Genomic DNA, 19932 nt, shown 5'->3' with positions numbered 1-19932 from the left:
GCTTATCCTTGAGCCTGACCGGCGCGTCCGACTTTGCAACGCGCATCTTTCAATATGTGCATACACAATTCCGGATAGTCCATTCCCACTGCTTTCGCAGCCATCGGCACCAACGAGTGCCCCGTCATTCCGGGCGAGGTATTCATCTCGATGAGCCAGGGACGATCTTGCGTATCCAGAATCACATCCGCGCGTCCCCAACCCTCGCAACCCAGCGCGCGATAGGCTCGTACACTCAGCTCGGCGATATGCGTCGCCAACGCTGATGAAATCGGTGCCGGACAACGATACTGTGTGTCATCCGAAAAATACTTGTTCTGATAGTCGTAATTACCGCCAGGCGCCACAATCTCGATCAGCGGCAGCGCACGGGCTGTCGCGCCTCTACCAAGCAGTGCCACCGTCAACTCTCGACCTGTAATGAACTGCTCTGCAAGCACGACTTCATCAAATTTTGACGCATGTCTATAACCATCAAGCAACGCCGAGGCCTCGCTCACTTTGACAATACCCAAGGTCGAACCTTCATGCGGGGGTTTCATCATCATTGGCAAGCCCAAGCTTGCTGCAGCTGACGCGACCTGTGTCTCATGGGTCAACTCTGCATAGCCCGGCGTAGGCAAACCCGCCTCAAGCCAGACGCGCTTTGTCATGATTTTGTCCATTGCCAGACTTGAAGCCATCGGACCACTTCCCGTATAGGGAATCCCCAACAACTCCAGTGCGCCTTGAAGGGTTCCGTCTTCGCCGTAACGACCGTGTAATGCGATAAAGACTCGCTCGAAACCTTGCTGCGCCAAATCGGAAAGGCTGCGCGTGCCTGTGTCGAACAGATGCGCGTCGACGCCCAAGCTGCATAGCGCAGCATGCACACCCGTGCCTGACATCAAAGACACTTCGCGCTCGGCTGACTTGCCGCCATACAACACACCGACTTTACCGAAACCGTGGCTGCTCATCGCATGCTCCCTAGTTGCTCCGGGACTTTACTGATCGACCCCGCACCCATGACAATCACGACGTCGCCATCTTGCGCAAAATTTGAAATCGCCTCTGGCATGGCCGCAACGTCCTCGACAAAAACAGGTTCGACTTTGCCTGCGACACGGACTCCGCGAGCCAAGGCTCGACCGTCCGCCGCGACCAGGGCGGGCTCACCTGCGGCATAGACTTCGGTCAACAACACCGCATCCGCAGAACTCAAGACCTTCACAAAGTCTTCAAAACAATCTCTGGTCCGCGTATAGCGATGCGGCTGAAACGCCAGGACAATCCGTCTGTCGGGCCAAGCCCCGCGCGCGGCCGCCAATGTTGCCGCCATCTCAACTGGATGATGTCCGTAATCGTCGATCACACTGAACTTTCCGCCACCCTTGGCCGGGAAGTCGCCCACTTGGGTAAATCGTCTGCCCACACCACCGAACTGAGCCAGCGCCTTGACAATCGACGCATCGTCCACACCCAGCTCTGTCGCAACCGAAATGGCTGCAAGTGCATTCAGAACGTTATGCATGCCGGGCAAATTCAACTCGACGGATATCTTGGGTAGCGCACCGTGGCGCGATTGCCTCTCGACATCGAACAACATCCGCGTGCCTGTCGCGCGCACGTGAGTCGCACGAACCTGAGCATCGCTATTGATCCCATAGGTCGTGACAGGCCTAGACACAAACGGCAAAATCTCGCGAACATTCGCATCATCGGAACACACAATCGCACTGCCATAAAAAGGCAAGCGCTGTGTAAACTCGACAAAAGCGCTCTTGAGCTTGGCGACGTCGTGACCATAAGTATCCATATGGTCTGCATCGATATTGGTGATGATGGCCATCACTGGCAACAAATTCAAAAATGAAGCATCGGATTCATCGGCTTCGACAACAATAAAATCGCCCTGTCCAAGCCCCGCGTTTGCGCCCGCCGAGTTCAGTCTGCCGCCAATCACGAATGTTGGATCCAGTCCACCCGCCGCGAGGACACTCGCGACCAAACTGGTGGTCGTGGTTTTTCCATGCGTTCCAGCCACCGCGATACCACGTTTTAAACGCATCAGCTCTGCCAGCATGACCGCACGCGGCACAACAGGAATCCTCGCTTCACGCGCCGCAATCACTTCAGGATTGTTATTCGCGACTGCAGTCGACGTGACAATCGCATCGGCACCTTTGACATTCGCGGCCTGATGACCAAGAGAGATCGTCGCACCGAGAGAAGCCAAGCGTTGCGTGACCGCAGACTGGGATAAATCTGAGCCAGAGATTCGGTAACCAAGATTGAGCAATACCTCAGCGATTCCGCTCATTCCGGAACCACCAATTCCCACGAAGTGGATATGCTCGATACGATGCTTCATTTCACCACTCCGACTAACTCTTCACAAATATTCGCGATCCGCTGTGCAGCGAGCGGACGTGCATGGACACGCGCGCGCTGAGCAACTGCGGCAAGCTCCTGACGATTGCGCAATCCGAGCCATTCAGACAAGCCCGCTGCCGTCATGCTCTCTTGCTGCATCAACCAGGCCGAACCATCGTCACTTAAAAACCTTGCATTCGCTGTTTGATGATCATCCACTGCGTGTGGATACGGCACAAACAAGGCTGCGACACCGGCCGCGGCCACTTCGGCCACAGTCATGGCCCCCGCCCTGCAAATCAGGATATCCGCCTGGCCCAACGCATCAGCCATATTGTCGATAAAAGCCACACACTCTGCGCGCACACCGGCTTGCTGGTAAGCGAGCTTGAGCGCATCCAGATGCTGCGCGCCTGACTGATGCAAGATCTCTGGACGCCGCGACTCAGGCAAACGGGCAATCGCCTCAGGGAGCATATTGTTCAACGCTGTGGCGCCAAGGCTTCCGCCTACCACTAGCAGACGTAATGCTCCGGTCCGCTGTGAGTAGCGTTGGAGAGGATCTTCCAGGGCGACAACCTCGTGACGCACAGGATTACCCACAACCTCCGCGCCCACCAAAGCGCCGGGAAAACCAGCCAGGACACGCTTTGAAATCCTGGCCAGCACTTTATTTGCCATACCAGCAATCGCGTTCTGCTCATGCAGCACCAGAGGCCGAGCGCGCAAGGCGCTCACGACACCACCGGGAAATGAAACATAACCGCCCATACCCAGCACAACATTCGGACGGATCTTGGAAAAGTGGCCCCAAGCCTGCCACAGGGCACGCATCAGCAAGAATGGCGCGACTGCTTTGGCACGCAAACCACGACCACGGAGTCCCGCAAAACGCAGTGGCGCCAACTCATAACCACGAGCAGGCACGATTTGACCTTCCATTTTTTCCGGATGGCCAAGCCAACGTACCGTCCAACCGCGGTCTCGCAAGACATCAGCGACTGCGAGGCCCGGCATGATGTGTCCGCCCGTACCGCCAGCCATGATCAAAATCGTCGGGGATGTCGTCATGTCCGGACTCCCCGCATCAAGTTTCTATTTTCAAAATCCACGCGCAGCACAACAGCCACCGCGATCATATTCATCAATAAGCCGGAACCACCGTAGCTCACCATGGGCAAGGTCAAGCCTTTTGTTGGTAGTAAGCCGAGCACGACGCCTATGTTGATGAATGACTGGACGCCAAACCACAAACCGACGCCTTGTGCGACCAAACCACCAAAGACCCTTTCCATCGCGATCGCTTGCCGACCAATTTCAAAACAGCGCTGAACGACCACGGCGAACAAGGTAATGACAAGCATGATGCCAACAAAGCCAAGCTCTTCGCCGATCACCGCAACGATGAAGTCTGTGTGGGCTTCGGGCAGGTAATGCAGTTTTTCAACACTTCCACCCAGACCGACGCCCGTCCACTCACCACGCCCGACAGCCATGAGTGAATGCGAAAGCTGATAGGCGGTGGACTGCGCATAATCTGGATTCCAAGGGTCAAGATATGCAAACACGCGCTCACGGCGCCATGGAGACAGCCAGATAATCAGAGAAAATCCTAACAACAAAATGCCGGCCAGTGAGGAAAAGATCCGGGCATTAATTCCACCCAAAAATAGAATGCCCATCGAGATCGCGACGATCACCATCAACGCACCCAGGTCGGGCTCTTTGAGCAAAAGATAAGCCACCACCCCCAAAATCACCGCGATCGGCAAAAAGCCTCTCAACAAGCTGTGCAGATAGAGTTTTTTACGAATCACGTAATCAGCGGTAAAAAGTATCACTGCGAACTTCATCAACTCAGATGGCTGAAATGCGACCGGTCCAATGGGTATCCAGCGCATCGCATTGTTCACCTTTCTTCCAATTCCTGGAATGATGACCAGTACTAACAAAATACCTGCGAAACAAAATATGCCAATCGTCAATTTGCGCCAGGCATTCATCGGCACAGTCAGCACCATCGCGCAGATAAACATGCCAATCGCCACAAAGGCGGATTGGCGCAATACGTAGGAATAGCGGCCATATCCACCTGCACGCGGACCATCGGCCAGCGCGATCGCAGCCGAATACACCATCAAAATGCCCAAACCGACCAAGATACTGGTCGCAATCACCAAGGGCAAATCGTAGTTGCGCATGGTTGTGCGGCCAGGCGATACGGCATTGACGCTTCCAGTCAGTTCAGCGAAGAGGCTCATACCACCTCCCCTTGATCCAGCGCGAGATCGGTGACTGCGCTGACAAATACTTGACCACGATGCGGATAATTTTGAAACATGTCAAAGCTTGCGCAGGCCGGAGACAAGACAACAGCGTCGCCTTCCTGTGCCTTGGCAAATGCTTGTGTGACAGCTTCACCCATGTCTGCCGCGAACACGATTGGCACTTCAGCAGGTGCGAGCACTTGTGCCAGAATCGTTGCATCTTGTCCGATCAGAACGACTGCGCAAACGTGTCTTTTCACAACTGGAATCAGTGGCTCGAAATTTTGACCTTTGCCCACGCCACCGGCAATCAAAACGATTCGTCGACCCAGACCTTCAAGTCCGGCTGCCGTCGCACCGACATTGGTACCTTTGCTGTCGTTAAAGAAATCGACGCCGCGGACGCTGCGCACAAATTCCATGCGATGAGGTTCGCCTTGATACTCACCCGCTGCGCGCAGCATAGGCGCCCACTTGGCGCCACAAGCGCGAGCCAGTAATAGCGCCGCCTGGCAATTCAGCGCATTATGCAACCCCTTGATGCCCAATGCCTCAACGGGCATTAAGCGCACCATCCGACCCGCTTGGCGCTCAGGCGCAGGCGCATTTTTCTTGCGTCGAACCGGCGCTGGCAGATCGTCTTCAAATTCGGTCGCCTCGGAAGAACACAACCACATGACATCGTGACTGGTTTCAATGCCGAGATCGCCTGTCAACATAGGCGCATCGCGTCCAAAACTACGCACATTCATCGCGCCTTGATTCGAAACAAGCGCCATCACATTCGCATCGTCACGATTCAGGACGATTTGCTGTGCCATGCTAAAAATTCTGGCTTTGGCATCACTGTATGCCTGCATCGTGACATGCCAGTCCAGATGATCTTGCGTGAGATTCAAGACTGTCGCAGCCGCGAGATCGAGGCTACGTGTCGTTTCAAGCTGAAAACTGGAGAGCTCAAGGACCCAGACTTCCGGCAAATCCCGATGGTCCAAGGCTTCCATCAGCGCATGTAACGCCGCAGGACTAATATTGCCCGCAGCCTTAGCACTCAGTCCAGACGCCTCGAGCATGCGACGCGTGAGTGCCGTCACGGTGGTCTTGCCGTTTGTACCCGTCACACCAAGCACTTTTGGCGAATACGCTTGCGACGACTTCAAATCCTGAAGCGCGCGGGCGAACAACTCGATCTCGCCTGTAATCTCAACATTGCGAGACTGCGCAGCCTCAAGCAGCTCACGTACAGGTGACATTCCCGGCGCCAAACCAGGACTCAACACGAGCTGATCGACTTCATCAAGCAAAGTCTCAGCGAAGGTGTCGCAACCAAGATGCCACTCGACGCGCGATGGGTCCAGCTCGGCTTGCAGTGCCTCAAGTCCGGCAGGCGTTGCACGCGTATCCGCGATACGCAACAGCGCACCATTGCGCGCGCACCAACGCGCTGCGGCAATACCAGTCTCACCGAGTCCTAAAATCAGGACGCGTGTCGGGAAACTGGAGGCGGAAACGATATCGCTCATCGAATCTTCAAAGAAGACAAACCAATCAACACCAGCATCATGCTGATGATCCAAAAACGAATGACGACCTGAGTTTCTTTCCAGCCGCCCACTTCAAAATGATGATGTAAAGGAGCCATCCGCAACACACGTCTGCCTTCGCCATATTTGCGCTTGGTGTACTTGAACCAAAACACCTGGATCATGACCGACAGAGTCTCAGCAACAAAGACTCCGCCCATGATGAACAAAACAATCTCTTGCCGCACGATGATCGCAATCGTGCCGAGCATGCCACCCAAAGCAAGTGCCCCGACATCCCCCATGAAGACTTGGGCTGGATGTGCGTTGAACCAGAGAAAAGCGAGACCCGCTCCAGCCAGTGCCGCACAAAGCACCATCAACTCTCCTGCACCCGGAACGTAGGGAAACAAAAGGTATTTTGAATAGTCGACACGACCCACGACATAGGCAAATACGCCCAGCGCGGATCCCACCATGACCGTGGGCATGATCGCCAAGCCATCCAGACCATCGGTCAGATTGACTGCGTTACTCGTTCCCACAATGACAAACCAGCTCAAAGCCACAAAGCCGAACACACCCAGTGGATAGGTGATTGTCTTGAAGAACGGAACCATCAGATCAGTACGCGTCGGCAAATCAAGCGTGAAACCACTCATCACCCAGTCGCGCATCAGCGGCCAGACATTGGCGGTGGCGGGCGCGGAGACCGCAAAAGTCAGATAAACCGCAGCCACAAAACCGATCAGCGCTTGCCAGAAGAATTTCTTACGGGCAGGCATTCCCTCTGGATCACGATGCACAACCTTCTTGTAATCATCCACCCAGCCAATCCAGCCAAACCCGAAGGTCACGAGCAACACGACCCAGACAAAACGATTTGTCCAATCTGCCCACAATAAAGTGCTCACGCCAATTGAAATCAAGATCAAGGCACCACCCATCGTGGGTGTCCCCGTTTTGATCAAATGAGTCTGCGGACCGTACGCACGCACAGCCTGACCAATTTTGAGTGAAGTCAAACGACCAATGACATACGGACCCGCAATCAAGCCAATCAAAAGAGATGTGGCGCACGCAAGCACCGCGCGCAAAGTGATGTACTCAAACACCGCAAAGCTGCGTACGTGGTTGTCGGCGATCCAGCCAAACAGTTCATACAGCATGCTTCACCACTTCCCCGGGGTTGACCCCTGTTGCTTTTAGATAATCTTTCACGATGCGCTCCATGCGCATAAATCGCGAACCCTTCACCAAGACGCTTGCAGCAGATAGCGCGCACAGTTGTTCGCAGAGTGCTTCAACCGAGGTGCCAATGATCGCGCCATCACCATAAGCTTGCGCGGTTTCCCGCGTGGCCTCACCCAACGTGAACAGATGTTCAATGCCGCGCGCACGCGCATAGGCACCCACTTCCCGATGCATTTCTGGTCCGTGATCACCGACTTCACCCATATCGCCCAGTACGAGTACGCGCGGAGCAGGCAAGCTGGCCAACACATCAATGGCGGCACGTACTGAATCCGGATTGGCGTTGTAAGTGTCGTCGATTAAAACCCGTTGCCCGGACAACCGATGTGTTTGCATCCTGCCCGATACAGCCTGGAATCCATTGAGCCCGTCAACAATCGCTTGCAAGGGCGCACCGACTGACTGGGCGCACCCCGCAGCAGCAAGCGCATTACGTACATTATGCAAGCCGGGCACTGGCAAACTGATCCGGCACGATCCGCCTGGAATGTTCAGCGTAAAAGACGAACCCAACGCATCGGCCTCAACGTCACTCGGCCAGACATCGGCCTGAGCGCTCATGCCAAACCGCAGGCAAGCGTGTTGTGCGCAGAGACTTTCCCAAAGGGGCGAAAACTCCTCGTCCGCAGGAAAAACTTTCACACCCTTTGCACGCAATGCACCAAACACAGCAGCATTCTCTCGCGCGACGGCCTCCACGCTTTCCATGAACTCCTGATGCTCGCGCTGCGCGTTATTCACAAGCGCAACCGTCGGCTCAACAAGAGCAGCAAGCACTTCGATTTCTCCGGGGTGATTCATCCCGAGTTCAATGACAGCGGCCTGATGACTCTTGCGTAAACGCATCAGTGTCAACGGCACACCCAGTTCATTATTCAAATTACCCACAGTGGCCAGACGACCTTCATTTCCCAGCCAGGCAGCTAGAATCGCCGCGATCATTTCCTTGGTGGTCGTCTTCCCATTACTGCCTGTCACCGCGATCATCGGAATGGAAAATTGCATTCTCCAAGCATGACCGAGCGCCAACAAGGCCGCACGTGTATCTCCCAGCGCAACTTGAGGCAAGTCGACTGATGCGTCGACCGCGTCGACAATGGCTGCGCACGCGCCCGCCTCGGCGACCTGCTTCAAATACGCATGTCCATCAAAATTTTCGCCGCGCAAGGCAACAAATACGGCGCCGGAGTCCAATTTGCGTGAATCAGTCTGTACCGGCCTGCCTTGCATCAGAACAAATGCGGCCTGAGCCCACTGCCTATCATCAAACGCATGACGAACACCACGCACTTCCTGATAGGTCTCATGTCCTTTTCCAGCAATCAGGATGACGTCCGAAGGCTCTGCGCCAAAAATAGCCTGAAGAATTGCCTCGGCCCGATCCTGAATGATCCGTACATGTTGTGATTGGCCGGGAATATCTGCGATGATATCCGCCACAATAGAAGCGGGATCCTCTTGACGAGGATTATCACTGGTCACAATCACCTGGTCGGCCAAGCGCTGAGCGATCGTGCCCATGATGGGGCGCTTGCCGGCATCACGATTTCCACCGCAACCAAACACGCACAAGAGTCTTCCCTGTCTGCTCTGCGCGATTGGACGCAGCGTCCTGAGTACGCGTTCAAGTGCATCTGGCGTATGCGCGTAATCCACCACCACAAGGGGGACAGGAGCGTCTTGCATGACAGGCAAGACACGTTCGAGTCTTCCATCCACAGGGGCGAGTTGTTCAATTGTTCGGCTGATTTTTTCCAAGCTCCAGCCTAACGCTTGCAAAAGGCCGGCGACACAAAGCAAATTAGAAACGTTGTGGGTACCTAAAGCGTGACTCTGTACCTGCTTCTGCAAGCCTTGTGACTTGAGCAAGAAAGACATGCCCGCTGCCTCGGTCCTCAATTCGCTCGCTGTAAGTGTTGCCGAGTCCGCCTGTTTGGAAATACTGTAAGTCAGTGCCTGACAATTCACGCTGTGGGAAAGCCGTACACCGACAGGATCGTCAAGATTCAGCACAGCGAAACGCAAGCCAGGCCATGCGAAAAGCTTGCTTTTAGCGCTTTCATAGGCCTGCATGGTCTGATGATAGTCAAGATGATCGCGCGACAGGTTCGTAAATCCTGCAACGTGGATCCGGACACCCTCGAGACGCCCTTGGTCGATACCGATGGATGAAGCCTCCATCGCCACATGCGTTGCGCCTTCTTCGCGCAACAACGCCAATGTTCGATGAAGCGAAATCACATCAGGTGTCGTCAACTGACCTGGAACAAGTCGTCCATCCGGATAAGTCACGCCTAACGTTCCAATCACACCGACGCGTTGACCATCATGCTTCAAAGCCTGCGAGACCCAATCCACGCAGCTTGTCTTGCCGTTTGTGCCCGTGACAGCCAAAACCGTCAAACTGGCCGAGGGCTTTTCATACCAAAGGTCCGCCAGCGTACCTAAACGTCTGACCAAGTGCTGCACGACAAAAAGCGGGACCGCATATTCAGAGGGCTGCCAGCCCTCGACTGTATCGCCATGCATCAAAACGGCCGCAGCGCCATGCTCAATCGCCGCTTCGATAAAAGCGCGGCCATCACCTTTTCTGCCCGGACATGCCACAAATATATCGCCACGCGACACCATGCGAGAGTCGGCATGCAAGTGCGCGCCACATTCAACCGTCCGTCGCAGCAGGGCAATCAGGTTCTCGTCAGAGGTGCGATCATCGATTAGCACGGAGCGTGTCATCGTGCGCCTCCCTGACCTGTCGCGACGACCGCAGAAGTAAACGGCGCGTCCGGCTGTACGCCCATAATTCTGAGCGTACTACCCACAATCGAGGAAAACACTGGTGCAGCAACCAAGCCACCGTAGTAGACACCGGCGCTCGGCTCGTCGATCGTCACGGCCACTACGATGCGAGGATCAGAAACTGGTGCAAAACCCACAAACGAACCGCGATATCTGCTCGTGCTATACCGTCCATCGACGATTTTTCGAGCGGTACCGCTTTTGCCCGCAACACGATAACCCTGAACGGCGGCGGCCTTGGAGCCATCAGGTCCAGCTGCTGCCTCGAGCATCAAACGCACTTTCTTGGCCACATCAGGCGTGTAAATCCGCGTCGTCGCGAGAGGTGTCTCACGCTTGACCAGAGACAAACCGACCATATCGCCATCACGCGCAAAAGCGGTATAGGCGCGCGCCATCTGCAGCAATGAAACCGACAAGCCATAGCCATAAGACATGGTGGCTTTTTCAATCAAACGCCATCTCTCCCAGGGTCTGAGTCGACCCGCCGCAGCACCGGGAAAACCTGTCTGGGGAACTTGACCAAGTCCCAGATCATTGAAGCGCGCCCACATTTCACGAGATTCGAGTTTTTCGGAAATCAAGGTCATGCCGATATTGCTCGATTTCAACAACACACCACCCGTGTCGAGCACACCATTTGGTTTGACGTCGCTGATTGTCGAGCCCTGATAGGCGAACTTTCCGTTGCCTGTTCTGAACTGAGTCGTCGGCGTAATACGATTGAGCTCGAGAGCCAACGCAACCGTGAATGGCTTCATGATCGAACCAGGCTCGAAGGTATCGGTCAGCGCCTGATTCCGCATGTTTCCGCTTCGGAAAGATTCACGCTTGTTCGGATCATAGGTCGGCATGTTTCCAAGCGCGAGTATTTCACCTGTTTTGACATCGATCACGACCGCTGCGGCGCCTTTGGCTTTTGTGCTGGCCATTACGTCCTGAAGCGCGCGATAGACCTGATACTGAATTCGGGTATCGATTGATAACTTAATGTCACGGCCATCTTCGGGAGTATCGATTTCGCGGACATCGTCAATATTTCGACCCATCCTGTCTTTCATGACGCGTCGGCTTCCCGCGCGCCCAGCAAGCTGATCGTTAAAAGCGAGTTCGACGCCTTCTTGTCCTTTGTCATCGAGGTTGTTCAAGCCCACGATGTTTCCCGTCACCACTCCCTCTGGATAAAAGCGACGATTGTCCGGATGCAGACTGATCCCCGCGATATTGAGTTTCTCGATCTTTTTAGCAACATCGAGCGGAACTTGTCGCTTGAGATAGATGAAGTTTCTTTTCTCGTCAGCGATTCTTTTGCGTAATTCAGCGACTGGCATCTCAAGCAAATCAGCGAGGCTTTGCAACTTTGCGGCAGAAGCCTCGCGGTATTGCCGTGGCTGAAACGCAATAGCGTTGGCCGGAATACTGGCCGCCAACACGACGCCATGGCGATCGAGGATTTTTCCACGGCTTGCGTGCAGGGTGAGTGTGTGCTCGTAGCGCTTCTCGCCTTGTTGCTGCAAAAATTCCGTTGTAATGCCCTGCAAGTAAATCGCGCGTCCGGCTAAAGCCAAAAATCCTATGCCAAACAAAATCAGCAACAACCGTCCGCGCCACATCGGATAGCTGATCTGAAGCACTGGATTCTTAAAGAAAGGCATACGTTTCATCGCACGCCTCCACGCGAACTTGTCTGCGCGTTGTTCTGTTCGGCACTTCTTGCTGGCGCAGCATGAGTCGACTGACCGAGCGAAGGCTGCGACACATAAACAGTGCGGTCAGGCACAATCCCCGTCATCTTGAGCTCTTCGCGCGCCAGACGATCGACCTTGGAATTGCTCGACTCGGCGGCGCGATCCAGCTGGAGTCTTCTCCATTCGATTTCAAGTTCGCGCGACTGCGCCTTGTAGCGATCAAGTTGATCGTAGAGTTGCCGGGCCTGATACCGAGCCGTCACGAGAGACAAAGCCGACGCCATCAAGACCAGACCAACCAGGACGCAGACTCGACCCATCAGCGTCCTCCCCGTTTGTGTCGAGAGCCCGACTCGATCGGTGCGGGCGAAAAGGTCGCCGCGCCACCTGATGGCAAAGCCGTTGAAGTCCGCTCAGCCACGCGCAAAACAGCAGAACGCGAACGAGGGTTCTCACTGATTTCACTGTCCGAAGGCAGCACACGCGCTAAGGCGAGCAGTACAGGCTGAGGCATTTCGCTTTCGCGAAGGGGGAGGCGGGCGTACGCAGCTTCCGGACGGGATGCTGCGGTGATGAACTGCTTGACGACGCGATCTTCCAGAGAGTGGAAGCTAATCACGGCCATACGTCCGCCTGTTTTCAATAATGTCAGAGTTGCCTGGAGGGCGCCCTCGAGCTCTTCGAGCTCCCGATTGATGTAAATCCGTAAAGCTTGAAAGGTGCGTGTAGCCGGATGCTGGCCCTTTTCGCGCGTGCGAACGGTGCTTGACACGAGCTCGGCGAGGTCGAGCGTGGTAAGCAGCGGACTTGTTGCGCGGCGAGCAGCAATCGCCTTTGCAATCTGAAAAGCAAACCGTTCTTCGCCATATCGAACTATGACCTCCCGCATCTCATCAACACTAGCCAGCGCCAACCATTGCGCCACTGTCTCACCGCGCGTCGTGTCCATCCGCATATCGAGCGGACCTTCGCGCATAAAAGAAAACCCTCTTGCGGCATCGTCGATCTGCGGTGAAGAAACCCCCAGATCCAACATCACCCCATCTACTTCACTCACGCCCAGAGCCGACAAGGCACTCAACATGTCACCAAAGCCCTCGTGGATGACCGTCACACGACGATCCTGACGAGCCAACTCTTGCGCCACCTCAATAGCCTGCGGATCCTTATCAAATACAAACAGCCTTGCGTCCGGATTTAACTTTTCCAGCAACAATCTCGAGTGCCCGCCACGTCCGAACGTGCCATCAACAAAAATCCCAGACAATCGTGTCGTCTGGAAATCCGTGTTGGCCGAAGTCTTCGATGCGCGCTTACCATACTCAGGCAACACCAAGGATTCGACAGTCGGCTCGAGCAGCACGGGCCGATGGCTGAACACAGTCACGGACTAAAACGAAAACTGATTTAAAACATCACCTATGCCTTGCGACAAATCAGCAGCCTCTCGGCGCGTCAAAGCAGCGGCATCCCATAATTCGAAGTGCGCACCCATCCCCAACAACATGACGTCACGCGACATACCCGCTGCCAGCCTGAGCTCAGGCGCCACAAGCACACGCCCAGAGCCATCAATCTCGACGTCTTGAGCATTACCGAGCAGCAAACGCTGAAGCGCACGCGCCGACATGGGAAATGCGGCGATTTGTTCCCGCTTTTGCTCCCACTCGGGCCGTGGATAGACCAGCAAACAACCGTCGGGGTGTCGTGTAATCGTCAGACAGCCTTGCGCCTGCTCGACCAGAGCGTCGCGATGCCGGGTCGGGATATTGATCCGACCTTTTGCATCCAGCGTGAGCGCACTACTTCCTTGAAACACCGAATTACCCCACTTAGTTGCACAAATATGCACTTTTCACCACTCTAAGTGAATGATTAATTCTGGTCAAGCTGGAAATAGGATTTTTTTCAATGGCGACAAGGACTTAGAGTCGTTTTTGCACAAGTCACAAAAACGAAATAATCAAATAAATCATGCGATTGGGACATCTAGTAAATGTTGAATATCAACACTTAACATAGGGATAACCCCGAGGAGAGTGCAAGAGAAGTGCAAGACAGATCTATAGGCCGGATTCTGTAAACCCATTTGCATGGGTCGGCAATCATTCCTCTGGGCATTTCATTGCTGAAATGCTCTAGCCACCTACCCGCATACTTGGACGGAGCCGCCCGTCGTGGCCGAAACCACACGCATGCCTATTTGGTGTTGCTCCGGATAGAGGTTGCCGCGTTTCACCCTGCAATGCCAGGCTCGACAAGCGAACCCTACACCACGGCTACACCGTGGCGGTGCGCGCCTTGCGGCACACCCTCACTGCAGACTCGTCTCTGTGGCCCTAGTCCTCGCCGTCCACACGCTTGCGCATGGGACGACGGACGGTCGTTAACCGTTATCCCGCCCTGTGGAGTCCGGACCTTCCTCGATGCACGAAGCACCGCGATTGCCCGATCTGTCTTGCGCTTGCATTGTAAGGCCATACCGGCCAAGCCAACTCCTGCGACAATAGCGGACTCAACTTCTTTTTCCAGCCGCATCAAACATGTCTAGCCAAGCCCTGATTACCCTCAACGCCGTTCACCTCGCTTATGGTCACCACCCGCTTCTTGACGGAGCGGATCTAGCCATTCACGCGCACGAACGCATTGGCTTGATTGGGCGCAATGGCGCCGGCAAATCCTCACTACTTCGTTTGCTCGACGGCCGCACACAACCGGATGATGGCACCATCAATATCGCAGGACATGTCAAAGTCGCGACGGTCGAACAAGAGCCAGAACTCGACGAGACCCTCACAATCGAACAAGCAGTGTTTGGAGAATACGATCCGGATAGTGAAGACTGGAATCGGGCCTCTCGCGTACGCGCCCTCATCGACAAACTGGGGCTGCCTCCTGAAGCGATCGTCGGCACCCTTTCGGGCGGCATGCGCAAGCGCGTGGCACTGATCAGCGCCATGGCCAATGAGCCCAGTCTGTTGCTTTTGGATGAACCGACCAACCACCTGGATCTCGACGGGATCAACTGGCTCGAAAACACACTCAAGCAATGGCCAGGTAGCGCGATTGTCATTACACACGACAGGCGCTTTCTGGATGCAATCGCCACGCGTATCGTTGAGCTCGATCGGGGCGCGCTGCTGAGCTTTCCGGGTAATTTTTCAGAGTGGCAAGTTCGCAAAGCCCAATGGCTCGAGTCCCAGCGTCTGGAAAACGCCCGCTTCGACAAGCTTCTGGCTCAGGAGGAAATCTGGATACGCAAAGGCGTTGAAGCGCGCCGAACACGTAACGAGGGTCGCGTGCGCAGACTCGAACAGCTTCGCCGCGAGCGCGCCGACAGACGTGACCGCCAAGGCAATGTTCAGCTCGCACTTGACGCCGGACAACGCTCCGGAAAACTCGTCGCCGAACTCGAGCACGTCAGCAAGTCCTTTGGCGACCGGTGCGTAGTGAGTGATTATTCGACCACCATCATGCGCGGTGACCGCATTGGCTTGATTGGTCCCAACGGTGCGGGCAAATCAACGCTCCTCAAGCTGATTCTTGGGACCCTGCAGCCCGACAGCGGCACAGTCAAACTCGGCACCAATCTGAGCGTGGCATATTTCGATCAAATGCGTAGTCAGCTCGATGAGAATGCATCGCTGGCCGATGTCATCAACCCTGGAAGCGAATGGATTGAAATCGGTGGTACACGCAAACATGTCATGAGCTATCTCGGTGATTTTTTATTTGCGCCTGCGCGCGCCCACTCACCTGTGAAAAGCCTCTCGGGAGGCGAGCGCGCCCGATTACTCCTGGCGAGACTGTTCGCCCGCCCGGCCAATATTCTGGTGCTGGATGAACCGACCAACGATCTTGATATCGAAACGCTCGAATTACTCGAGGAGCTCTTGCAAGACTATCCGGGCACAGTCCTGCTAGTCAGCCATGACCGAACCTTTCTGGATAACGTCGTGACACAAACTATCGCCAGCGAAGGAAATGGCCGCTGGAAAGATTATGTAGGTGGATTCGCGGATTGGGAACGTCAGCGCAAAACCACGCAAGGCCCTTCCGCCATTGCCCAGCTGAAAGCTGCGCCACAACCATCCAGTCAAGCTCCCGACCAAACGCCTGTGGCGACAGGTTCCGCCAATCAGCCTCGGGGGGGCTCAAGTCAAGCCGCTCCGGGCATTGCAGCGACGTCCAGTAGCAAAGCGCGTCCGAACAAGCTTGCGCCCTGGGAGGTGAAAGAGCTCGAACAGCTGCCAATTGAAATTCAACAGCTTGAGCAAGAGCAAGAAGCCCTCGTTGCGGAAATGGGCAACAGCGAGCTTTACAAAAACGATCCAGCCAAGCTGACAACAATTCAGACTCGGCTGACCGAAATCGAAGCCCTGCTGGTCAAGCACTTCGCGCGCTGGGAAGCGCTTGAAGCCAGACAATCCTGATTAGGCTCTCACGCGCCACTTCAGCGTTTCACCTGCGGCGAGCGGAACAATCGTCTCCTTTCCAAACGGGAGTTCCGTTGGGATCGTGAAATCCGCTCGCTCCAAAGTCATGGTGCCAGTATTGCGCGGCAACCCATAAAAATCCGGACCTCTGAAACTTGCGAAAGCCTCGAGTCTGTCGATTTTCCCTGCGGCATCAAAAGCCGTTGCATACAACTCCATTGCATGGTGCGCTGTATAACAACCCGCACACCCACAGGCATGCTCTTTGAGGCCTTTGGAGTGCGGCGCACTATCGGTACCTAGAAAGAAACGTGGGCTCTCACTCGTAGCAGCCTCGACCAACGCGCGACGGTGCACTTCGCGCTTCAAAATAGGCAAACAGTAATAATGCGGTCGTACGCCACCCTGAAAAATCGCATTACGGTTGTAAAGCAGATGTTGCGCGGTAATCGTTGCCGCCACAGGTCCCTCTGCATCACGCACATATTCCGCGCCTTCCTTGGTGGTGATGTGCTCAAAGACGACCTTCAAGGCGGGGAAAGATTTTCGCAAGGGAATCATCACGCGATCAATGAACAAAGCCTCGCGATCAAACACATCCACAGATGGATCGGTGACCTCACCGTGAACCAGCAGTGGCATGCCAATGCGTTGCATCGCCTCTAGCACGGCGCTGCAACGTGCCAGCAAGTCCGTCACGCCAGCATCAGAGTTCGTGGTCGCGCCGGCTGGGTATAGCTTGAACGCCACTGCGGCACCCGATTCGTAAGCTCGAACAGCCTCATCGGGTTGCGTGTTGTCGGTCAAATACAAGGTCATCAAAGGTGTAAAAACGCCCGGTGCCACACCGACTTCGGCTAACGCCTGCTCGATACGCTCGCGATAAGCGACTGCCAACGCTGCGGTCGTGACGGGTGGTTTGAGGTTGGGCATGATGATTGCGCGCGCAAACTGCCGAGCAGTATCACCGACGACAGCCTTGAGGGCTTCGGCATCGCGCAAATGCAAATGCCAGTCGTCAGGACGTGTGATCGTGAGGGTATTTTGTGTCATGCTGATGCTTTATGAGGTGTGGGTTGTTGTGATGGCTGAGGGCGCTATGAAGATTGATAGTGCTCTACAAAGGCATGCTTCGCTCAACAAGCGCGGCAAATGTTGCGCTGCCGACGGGAATCACCTCGTCATTGAAGTCGAATCTCGGATTATGCAGATACCTGCCGTCTTCCGCTCCGCCTTGGCCAAGCCTGAAATAAGCACCGGGCACTTTCTTTAACATGAAAGAAAAATCCTCCGATCCCATGGAGGGCGTCATATCACGCACCACGCGCTCCGATCCGAAAAGCTCAGTCGCCACATCCGCCACAAAATGGGCGTTGGCAGCTGTGTTGATGGTCGCGGGGTAGTTGCGCTGATAGTGAAACTCCACCGTGGCGCCAAACGCCTCGGCCACCGAATGTATCAAAGCACGCATCCGCGTTTCTACGAGTTGTTGCACAGCATCACTAAAAGTACGAACTGTACCTACAAGTTTTGCCTGACCGGGGATCACGCTTGCTGCCGTGGCATGGCCCGCATTGATATGGCCAAAAGACAAAACCGCCGCCTCCAAAGGATGTACATTTCTGGATACGATCGTCTGAAGCGCAGTCACTAAGTTTGCTGCCACCACGATCGGGTCGATGGTCTGGTACGGGTGCGCGCCATGGCCACCGCGACCTTTGATTGTGATCTCAAATTTGTCAGAAGCCGCCATCATCGGACCCGGATTAATGCCAATCATGCCAGCGGGCAAGCCGGGCCAGTTGTGGAGCGCATAAATGGCATCGCAAGGAAAACGCTCGAATAAGCCGTCCTCCACCATGGCCTGGGCTCCCCCAAGACCTTCTTCCGCAGGCTGAAAAATCAATACGGCGGTACCGTTGAAATTTCTGTTCTGCATCAAATATTTAGCTGCGCCCAGCAATATTGTTGTGTGTCCATCATGGCCACACGCATGCATCATCCCGGGAACCGTCGAGCAATATTCAACGTCACTCTCCTCGCTCATCGGCAAGGCATCCATATCCGCCCGTAGACCGATCATTTTTCCGGAGTCAGTCTTCTGACCTTTGATAACACCCACCACGCCGGTCCGTCCAATCCCTCGATGGACTTCGACGCCAAGTGCGGTCAAAGCGCCCGCGACAATCCCGGAGGTTCGCAACTCTTGAAAGCCAATTTCAGGATTGGCATGCAAATCTCGACGGACAGCGACGAGTTCTTTGTGAAATTGTTGGATCGCTGCAAGCGGAGATCTTGGGTACATAATCTTTGATATTAAAAAGGATAAAACCAAGTGAAATCCAGTGTGCTACATCAGCTTTCTACTCATCCTGGATCATTTTCGTGAGTTTACCCGTGTTAGATAAAACTGCGCCATTTGAGACAATTTCGCGACTTTCTATATAAATTCTTTGTCTTTCACTCTGAGAAGCGTTATGCTGCGCCCGTTGTGCACATTAATCCGTTCCCTAGGAGAGCCCACATGGCCACCGCCAAAAAACCTGCCGCAAAGAAAGTCGCTGTCAAAAAAGTTGCCGCAAAAAAAGTTGCTGCAAAGAAGGCACCCGCAGTGAAGAAAGTTGCGGTTAAGAAAACTGCCGCAGCAAAACCCGCTGCTAAAAAAGTGGCGCGTACACCCAATGCCGCATTTATGAAAGCGTTGACACCGAGCGCTGTGTTGGCTGCCGTGATTGGTGCCGCCGCTGTGCCACGCACTGAAGTGACCAAGAAAATTTGGGATTACATTAAAAAGCACGACCTCCAGGATCCAAAGAATCGTCGCAACATCAATGCTGACGAAAAGCTCAAGCCTCTGTTTGGCAAAGCTCAAGTCTCAATGTTCGAACTGACCAAAATCGTGAGCGGTCACTTGAAGTAAAGAGATTTCGTGCTGAAGAAAACATTTGAGATTTTTCAAATGATCAGTACAAAAAAGGGCACTCTGTGAGTGCCCTTTTTAATTAACTTCTTTAAGCTTTTAATTCGGTGCGCTCCACTCAAGCAACGCAAGCCAGCCTTTGATCAAACGGTACAAAATCCAGATTCCCGTTGCCAAGACCCCAATCCAGCCAATGTAAATATAGGTCGCGATTCCGCTTATCACCAAAGCAAGCAAGCCCCACCAGAAAGTTTGCATCAGCCAATCAAAATGTGAGGCATAAACAGTCCCGGCTGCATCTGGACGCTTGACATAAAGCAATACCATCGCTGCGACAGTCGCCACGCCGAATACACCTCCGCTCAGCAGACCAAGCGCAAAAAGTCCGTATGCCACATGTGTAAGAGTACGCAAATCGATCGGTGATTTGCCTTCAGGACTCTGTTCGTTTGACATTTAAAGTGCTCCTTTGATGATCAGCCAGCGAGTGCGAGTACGTATCAACCCACGGTGAGAATCTTACATGATTGGCGTAGTGTATAGAACGATTCTGAAACACGCGCTCAAAGACAAAGCAGCAAAGACAAAACCCCTCAGGCGAGGCCTGAGGGGTTTTGAGGGTAAGAGCTTGACGATGACCTACTTTCACAGACGTACGTCCACTATCATCGGCGCTAAGGTGTTTCACGG

At 54.5% G+C, this 19932-nt stretch carries 16 protein-coding genes and 1 other RNA gene; 2 read left to right on the top strand and 15 right to left on the bottom strand.

The features are described 5' to 3' along the window. Positions 1 to 2: 2 nt before the first annotated feature. The 12 genes from QWY30_RS09665 to rnpB all read right to left on the bottom strand — a co-directional run bounded on the left by QWY30_RS09665 (position 3) and on the right by rnpB (position 14346). Positions 3 to 959: a D-alanine--D-alanine ligase gene (locus tag QWY30_RS09665; RefSeq protein WP_290240514.1), complete on the bottom strand. Its 957-nt coding sequence runs from the start codon at positions 957 to 959 to the stop codon at positions 3 to 5. Beyond that, positions 956 to 2353: a UDP-N-acetylmuramate--L-alanine ligase gene (gene murC / locus QWY30_RS09660; protein WP_290240511.1), complete on the bottom strand. Its 1398-nt coding sequence runs from the start codon at positions 2351 to 2353 to the stop codon at positions 956 to 958. Before murC ends, QWY30_RS09665 begins: the two co-directional genes overlap by 4 nt. Further along, a complete protein-coding gene (murG, locus tag QWY30_RS09655; RefSeq protein WP_290240509.1) occupies positions 2350 to 3426 on the bottom strand; it encodes an undecaprenyldiphospho-muramoylpentapeptide beta-N-acetylglucosaminyltransferase in 1077 nt (358 codons plus the stop codon). The genes murC and murG overlap by 4 nt, the downstream gene beginning before the upstream one ends. Beyond that, complete coding sequence (gene ftsW / locus QWY30_RS09650) at positions 3423 to 4616, bottom strand: putative lipid II flippase FtsW (RefSeq protein WP_290240507.1); 1194 nt, start codon at positions 4614 to 4616, stop codon at positions 3423 to 3425. Before ftsW ends, murG begins: the two co-directional genes overlap by 4 nt. Then, complete coding sequence (murD, locus tag QWY30_RS09645) at positions 4613 to 6145, bottom strand: UDP-N-acetylmuramoyl-L-alanine--D-glutamate ligase (protein ID WP_290240505.1); 1533 nt, start codon at positions 6143 to 6145, stop codon at positions 4613 to 4615. Before murD ends, ftsW begins: the two co-directional genes overlap by 4 nt. Continuing rightward, positions 6142 to 7314: a phospho-N-acetylmuramoyl-pentapeptide-transferase gene (gene mraY, locus QWY30_RS09640; protein WP_290240502.1), complete on the bottom strand. Its 1173-nt coding sequence runs from the start codon at positions 7312 to 7314 to the stop codon at positions 6142 to 6144. Before mraY ends, murD begins: the two co-directional genes overlap by 4 nt. Beyond that, positions 7304 to 10135, bottom strand: a complete 2832-nt coding sequence (gene murF / locus QWY30_RS09635; protein ID WP_290240500.1) for a bifunctional UDP-N-acetylmuramoyl-L-alanyl-D-glutamate--2,6-diaminopimelate ligase MurE/UDP-N-acetylmuramoyl-tripeptide--D-alanyl-D-alanine ligase MurF — start codon at positions 10133 to 10135, stop codon at positions 7304 to 7306. The genes mraY and murF overlap by 11 nt, the downstream gene beginning before the upstream one ends. Beyond that, positions 10132 to 11862 (bottom strand): peptidoglycan D,D-transpeptidase FtsI family protein, encoded by a 1731-nt coding sequence (locus tag QWY30_RS09630; protein WP_290240498.1) that lies wholly within the window; start codon positions 11860 to 11862, stop codon positions 10132 to 10134. The genes murF and QWY30_RS09630 overlap by 4 nt, the downstream gene beginning before the upstream one ends. Then, on the bottom strand, positions 11859 to 12206 hold the full coding sequence (gene ftsL, locus QWY30_RS09625) for a cell division protein FtsL (RefSeq protein ID WP_290240496.1): 348 nt from the start codon (positions 12204 to 12206) through the stop codon (positions 11859 to 11861). The genes QWY30_RS09630 and ftsL overlap by 4 nt, the downstream gene beginning before the upstream one ends. Further along, positions 12206 to 13273: a 16S rRNA (cytosine(1402)-N(4))-methyltransferase RsmH gene (gene rsmH, locus QWY30_RS09620; RefSeq protein ID WP_435433386.1), complete on the bottom strand. Its 1068-nt coding sequence runs from the start codon at positions 13271 to 13273 to the stop codon at positions 12206 to 12208. The genes ftsL and rsmH overlap by 1 nt, the downstream gene beginning before the upstream one ends. Before the next feature lie 3 nt (positions 13274 to 13276). Then, positions 13277 to 13705, bottom strand: coding sequence for a division/cell wall cluster transcriptional repressor MraZ (gene mraZ / locus QWY30_RS09615; protein ID WP_290240494.1), 429 nt, complete (start codon positions 13703 to 13705; stop codon positions 13277 to 13279). A 231-nt stretch (positions 13706 to 13936) separates the two neighbouring features. Further along, positions 13937 to 14346: RNase P RNA component class A (rnpB, locus tag QWY30_RS09610), an RNA gene on the bottom strand. Positions 14347 to 14429: 83 nt separating this feature from the next. Here rnpB and QWY30_RS09605 point away from each other — a divergent pair. Next, positions 14430 to 16319 (top strand): ATP-binding cassette domain-containing protein, encoded by a 1890-nt coding sequence (locus QWY30_RS09605; protein ID WP_290240492.1) that lies wholly within the window; start codon positions 14430 to 14432, stop codon positions 16317 to 16319. Here the strand turns inward: QWY30_RS09605 and pyrC are convergent, their stop codons facing one another. After that, entirely contained in the window at positions 16320 to 17375 is a 1056-nt protein-coding gene (gene pyrC / locus QWY30_RS09600) for a dihydroorotase (protein WP_290240490.1), read from the bottom strand. 64 nt (positions 17376 to 17439) lie between these two features. After that, positions 17440 to 18627, bottom strand: coding sequence for a M20 aminoacylase family protein (locus tag QWY30_RS09595; RefSeq protein WP_290240488.1), 1188 nt, complete (start codon positions 18625 to 18627; stop codon positions 17440 to 17442). Between the two features lie 219 nt (positions 18628 to 18846). Here QWY30_RS09595 and QWY30_RS09590 point away from each other — a divergent pair, with 219 nt between their 5' ends. Continuing rightward, positions 18847 to 19242 carry an SWIB/MDM2 domain-containing protein gene (locus tag QWY30_RS09590; RefSeq protein ID WP_290240486.1) on the top strand — a complete coding sequence of 132 codons (396 nt, stop codon included), beginning with the start codon at positions 18847 to 18849 and terminating at the stop codon, positions 19240 to 19242. A gap of 99 nt (positions 19243 to 19341) precedes the next feature. On the opposite strand, the gene QWY30_RS09585 is transcribed toward QWY30_RS09590, so the two are convergent. Further along, positions 19342 to 19698, bottom strand: a complete 357-nt coding sequence (locus QWY30_RS09585; protein WP_290240484.1) for a DUF4870 family protein — start codon at positions 19696 to 19698, stop codon at positions 19342 to 19344. Between the last annotated feature and the right edge of the window lie 234 nt (positions 19699 to 19932).

Origin of the sequence: Zwartia panacis, assembly GCF_030410395.1 — a bacterium.
Lineage (GTDB): Bacteria > Pseudomonadota > Gammaproteobacteria > Burkholderiales > Burkholderiaceae_B > Zwartia > Zwartia panacis.
Note: the sequence above shows the minus strand (reverse complement) of the source record. Positions and strands in the feature narration are given on the sequence as shown.